At 62.5% G+C, this 6,428-nt stretch carries 1 protein-coding gene; it reads right to left on the bottom strand.

Annotated features, from left to right (window positions below):
* On the bottom strand, nucleotides 1-6,428 hold a 6,428-nt coding region (locus QM596_RS29505; RefSeq protein ID WP_283310592.1), incomplete at both ends, for a non-ribosomal peptide synthetase.

The raw sequence follows: 6,428 nt of genomic DNA on the forward strand, positions 1-6,428 counted from the left end.
AACCCCCCACCGCAACCCCCACACCATCCCAACCACCCACCACCAACCCACGCTCACCCGCGACGAACACGTCGACCTCACCGACCGGTGTATCCGCGTTCGCTGCAAAGGCGGCAAGAATTCGCGACATTCGCTGTGCAATGGTGCCGACCGCGGCGCGGTCGAATGCCGCCGGCTGATACCGCAGGCTCACCTGCAGCGTCGGTTCCGCGACCGACAGCACGGTGAGCGGGTAATGCGTGGCGTCGCGGGCATTCACAGCGGTGACGCGCATACCGGCTATGTCGGTGTTCCCGTCCATCCCCGAGGTATCGATCGGATACGACTCGAAGACCGACAGTGTGTCGAACAAATTGCCTGTCCCTACGGCAGATTGAATCGCGCCGAGTCCGACATAGTGATGATCGAGCAGATCTGTCTGCTCGCCTTGTAGTCGAGCGAGCAGCTGTGCACACGTCTGGTCTGGATCCAGTTGCACGCGGACAGGCAATGTGTTGATCAGCAGCCCCATCATGTTTTCCACACCAGGCAATTCAGGTGAGCGGCCCGAGACTGTGACGCCGAAGACTACGTCTTCGCGGGAAAGCATTCGAGACAACAGGACACCCCACGCCGCTTGGATCACCGTGTTCATCGTGATCCCGCTCCGCTGGACCAGCGCACCGAGTCCGTCGAGCACCGAATCGGGCAGATCGACGGTGACCTCTTCGGGTACCACCTGATCGGCGGTCGGCGCCGAAGCCGCCAACAACGTCGGCTCGTCGACGCCTTCCATGGCATCCTCCCAGACCGCGAGCGAGGTCTCGATGTCGCGGTGCGCCAACCATTCCAGATAGGTGCGGTACGACGGAGTCTGGGGCTGATCGGCCGGGACGCTCTCGACCGGGAGACTGTCGTCCGCGTATCTCATCAGCAGTTCGCGTACCAGCAACGGCATCGACCAACCGTCGAGAACGATGTGATGGTTTGTCACCACCAACACACACCTCGTCGGCGAGGTTCGCAGCAACGTCAGCCGAAGCAGTGGCGGCGAGGCGAGGTCGAAGGGTGCACTGCGATCCTCGTCGAGGCGGCGCTCCAGCTCTGCTTCGGTTGCCGATCCGCAATCACTCAGGTCGACCTCGGTCCAGGGACTCACCGCATCGTCGACAATCAACTGCACCGGTAGGCCGTGTGCGTCGTAGACGAACGCTGCACACAGATTCGGGTGGTTTGCCAGTAGTCCGGCAGCAGCGCCGCGCAAACGCTCGGAATCAACCGCTCCTTCCAGCTCGACGCACAACTGCGCTGTGTAGACGTCCGTCGACGTCGCCGCCAGTGAGGCATGGAACATCAGCCCGGCCTGAAGGGGCGACACCGACCAGACATCGTGCAATCCGGGGAAGTCGTTCTCCCAGCGTTCGATCTGTTGTTGGTCCACGGAGACCAGGGGAATGTCCGACGGCGTCAGACCGCCCGCATCAGGTCGCGACGCGTGCGCGGTGAGTCCGTCGAGCGCACGACGCCACAGTTCCGCGAACTCCGCGATGTCAGACCTGTCGAGCACTCCGCGGGGAAAGGTGAAAGATGCTGTCAGGCAGGGCCCGTCGACATGGTCCTCAACCGCCGCGTTGATGTCGATCACGGACGCCACAGGCATGGACCGATTCTGGGTTCCGCCGAGCTTTCGATTGCCCTCCACCGGCAGCCAGTCCTGTGTTCCGTCAGAGGAGCTGATCCGGCCCAGATAGTTGAAACTGATCTGAGGAGAACGGAATCGGCCGAGTGGTTCGCTCTCGCCCGACAGGTAGCGCAACATCCCGAATCCGATTCCATGATCGGGGATCGCACGCACGTATTCCTTGACGGCTTTGAGAGCCCGTCCGGCGTCGGCGCCACCTGCCAGTGCGTCGTCGACGTCGATTCCGCCGAGGTCCACGCGCACCGGGTAGAGCGTGGTGAACCAACCAACGGTGCGCGCGAGGTCTGCGCCAGGAACCGCTCCTTCCTCGCGGCCGTGTCCTTCGAGCGTGATCAGGGCGGCAGCGGTATCCATACCGCGGCGTCGTCGCCACTCGATCGAGGCCAACGCAACAGCAGTGAGGAGTCCGTCGTTCACGCCGGCGTGAAATGCCGCAGGAACCGTGGTGAGTAGGTTCCTGGTCACCGGAGGCGCGATGTCCACTGTGACGGTGTCGACCGTGCCGTCGACGTCGATCGTGGGATCGATTGGGCGCGAACCGATCAGCGGGTCATCGCCGTCAAGGATCGTTTTCCACATGTCCCGTTCGACGCTCCGGTCGCCCACGTGCTCGACAAGCCCGTGCGCCCACCGCCGGAACGACGTTCCGATCTGTGGCAGTTCGGGCGTGACACCGGCCCGGAGTTGTGCTGTCACCGTCGCCAGGTCGGTGACCAGAATGCGCCACGAGACGCCGTCGACAACCAGGTGATGAATCACCACAAGTAGTCGGCCCCGCTTGTTCGGCAAGCCAGGGATGTCGGCCAGGTCGAACCAGATCACGCGCACCATGTCGGCCGCGGCGGGATCCAAGCTGTCGGCAGCGGCCTCGAGCTCTCCCGACGCCAAGGCCCTGAAACCTTCGTCGTCCACCGAACCGACAGCTACTCGATGGATCAGTCCTTCGGCCGAGATCGAGCCGGGTGGTAGGACTTCCATGACCCGGTCACTCTCGCCCAAGCGCGCTCGAAGCATTCCGTGGCGGTCCAGCAACACCTGGAGACCACGGACAAGGAGATCCTGGGTGAGATCAGCGGGAGCTGTCAGCAAGAGCGCCTGGGAGAACCGTTTCAATTCGCCGCCACGCAGCCCGCCACTGCTGCGGTCGAGCATCCACTGCGCCACCGGGCTCAGTGGAACAGTTCCGACAGCGGATCCGGGTAGCTCCACGAGCACATCAGGACCGTCCTGCTCCATGTGCGCCGACTCGGCAAGCGCGGCAACAGATTTGTGGTCGAATACGTCTCGGGGCGAGATGATCACACCAGCATCGCGAGCGCGGGCCACCAATTGGATGGACATGATGCTGTCTCCGCCGAGCTCGAAGAAGGAATCGTGCACTCCTACGGTGTCCAGGCCGAGAACCTGCGCGAACAGAGCGGCAAGAAGATTCTCGGTTTCCGTTCGCGGTGTCCGGTCGGGTGTGGCCGTGGACGAGAAATCGGGTGCGGGAAGTGCTGCGCGGTCCAGTTTTCCGTGAACCGTCAGCGGAAGTGCGTCGAGCACCACAACCGCCGCAGGCACCATGTACGACGGCAGACGCTTGCCTGCATGCGCGAGGACGTCTCGCGGATCGACACTCGCTCCGCGATCGGGAACCACGTATCCGATCAACCGATCCCTGCCGTTCAACCGATCCCTGCCGTCGCCGTTCCAGACGCCCGTCACCGCCTGGGCCACGCGCGGGTGCGTCTGCAGTGCCACCTCGACTTCCCCGAGTTCGATGCGGAACCCACGGACCTTCACTTGGGCATCGGTGCGCCCGAGATACTCCAGCTGTCGGTCGGGCGTCCACCGCACGCGATCGCCCGTGCGATAGATCCGCGTTCCCGGCGCACCGAAGGGATCTGCGACAAACTGCGTGGCGGTCAACGGGGATCGCCGGTGATAGCCGCGAGCGAGAGCCGGCCCGGCAAGATACAACTCTCCCGCGACACCTACCGGTACCGCTCTCAGACGCGAGTCCAGCACTACCTCGCTGAATCCGCGAGTAGGTGCGCCGATGGTGACCGGGTCGTTCGGAGCCAGTGCCGCACTGATGTTCGACACCACAGTTGCCTCGGTAGGACCGTAGGCGTTGAACATCTTTCTGCCCGGCGCCCAGCGGGCCACCAATTCCGGCGGGCAGGCCTCCCCACCTGTCACGACACAACCGACAGTGGTGAGTCCGTCTGGGGCGACGGACGCCAAAGCCGCCGGAGTCACAAAACAATGGGTGACGCGCTCGCGCTCCAGTAACGCCGCCAGCTCCGACCCGCCGTAGACGGTCGGTGGCACGATCACCATCGTGGATCCCGCACCAACGGCCAACATGAGTTCGAGAACCGAAGCGTCGAAACTCGGCGAAGCGAAGTGCAGAGTTCTGGATCGGGTCGTGGCGGCGAATGTCTCGCGCTCCTGGAGAGCAAAGTTGCTCAACCCGCGATGAGTGACCGTCACACCCTTGGGTGTTCCCGTTGATCCCGAGGTGTAAATCAGATAGGCCGGATTGTCGATTCGAATCCGTGCCTTCCGATCCTCGTCGGTGACTTTCGATGGCGAGTACGCCCACAGCCGTTCCTCGAAACCGGCATCGTCGAGGACCAGCCACGGCACGAGGCCGGACAATGCTGCGTGGTGAGCTCGGGTCGTTATCCCCCACGCTGCACCGGAGTCGCCCAGCATGTACTCGATACGTGCAGCAGGAAGTCCCGGGTCCACGGGAAGGAATGCCGCACCTGTCTTGGCAATGGACCACACCGCCAGAACGGACTCGACGGAGCGTGGGAGACACATCGCCACCACGGTTTCGGGACCCACTCCGGATTCGATCAGCATGCGGGCCAATCGATTCGACTGTGCGTCTAGTTCGAGATAGGTCACTTCACGTTCCTCGAACACCAGCGCGACGGCGCCGAGATCCTGGGCGGTCGCCATATCTGTTGCTGTCGTGAGCAAATCGGGAAGGGTCTGAACAGCGGTGGAGATCACACCTCGCACGGGTACCAGTTCGGCTGACTCACGGGCGTCGAGGATATCGATATCTCCGATCCGCGATTGCGGATCCGTGGTGACGTACTCGAGAATCCGTTGCAGGCGGTCGACGAAGCCCCGTACTGTTTCCTCGTCGAAAATATCTGCGGCATATCCGAATTCAGCACGAATACCATCCGATTCACCGGCGGTGCCAGTGTTCTGCGCCACCGTCAACTGCAGATCGAAGGTGATGGTGTCGATCTCGACACCCACGTCGGTCACCTGCAGGTCGGGAAGTTCCAGTGTCGGTCGCTCGATGTCTTGGAACTCCAACATGACTTGAAACAGGGGCGAGTATGCCGTCGAACGTGAAGGATTCACTATCTCGACGACTCGTTCGAACGGCACGTCCGCATGAGTGAAGGCGCTCAGATCTACGTTTCGGACCTGGTCGAGGAACTCCCCGAAAGTCGCGCCGCGGTCCACTGCAGTGCGCAAGACCAACGTGTTGACGAACATGCCCACCAGGTCGTCGAGTTCGCGCTCCCCACGCCCGGCGATCGGAGTTCCGACGGCTACGTCCTCCTCATCGCTGAGCCTCGCCAGCAGCACTGCCAAGGCTGCGTGCACAACCATGAAGACGGTGGCGTTGTGTTTGCGCGACAGGGCAACCACACCGGCATGAACCTCCGGACTGAACTCGAACCGAATCCGTCCGCGTCGAAGCGAACGCACATCACCGCGCGGTCGATCGGTCGGAATGTCGAGAACTTCCGGTGCACCCGCAAGATTCTCGACCCAATAGGCGAGCTGTTTCGAGATCAAAGACCGAGAGTCGGATTCCGAACCCAACCAACCACGTTGCCACAACGCATAGTCGGCGTACTGGATCTCGAGCGGCGCCCACCGAGGAGCCTCGCCGCTCACACGGGAGGTGTATGCGCTCATGAGATCTCGGGCCAGCGGTACCGTGGAGAATCCGTCGGCGGCGATGTGGTGAATCACGATCACCAGGACATGCGAGTGGACCTGCTCGTCTCGCCGCAACAAGGTGGCGCGCATCGGGACCTGCTGCATGACGTCGAAACCATCCGAAACGATCTGCCGGCAACGCTCGCGCAGCTCTTCCTCTCCCTGCACAAGTATCGGTGCAAGATCCGATACCACCTGTGAGGTAGACATGATCACTTGACGCGGGCCGTCGTCAGTGAGAGGAAAAACAGTGCGCAAGGACTCGTGCCGCTCGACGACGTCGACAAATGCCGCGTGAAGTGCACTCAGATTCACTGTGCCGTCGAGCCTCAACGCGCACGCGACGTTGTAGGCGGCGGACTCGGGGTCGAACTGATTCGCAAACCACATTCGCTCCTGCGCCGGCGAAAGTGGGATATCCGTCGTCGTACCCCGCGGCCTCAACGCCGGCTTGGCCCCCTCTCCTCCGCGACACTGCGCCAACTCGGCCAGCGCTGCAACGGTAGAAGCATCGAAGACGTCGCGGATGTCGATCCGTTCGCCGAGAACAGAATTCACTCGCGCAACCAACCTGACTGCACTCAGAGAGTTCCCACCAAGGGCAAAGAAGTCGTCGTACACGCCCACCGTCGACGTTCCCAACAGATCATCGAAGATTGCGGCAACCGTCTCCTCGACCGGCGTTCGCGGCGCAACATACTGCAGCGATCGAGGTTCGAAGTTGACGTCCGGGAGGGCTTTACGGTCCAACTTCCCATGCACCGTCACCGGAAACTCCCCC

Origin of the sequence: Rhodococcus sp. IEGM 1406, assembly GCF_030056745.1 — a bacterium.
In the GTDB taxonomy this organism is placed as follows: Bacteria; Actinomycetota; Actinomycetes; order Mycobacteriales; family Mycobacteriaceae; genus Rhodococcus_F; species Rhodococcus_F erythropolis.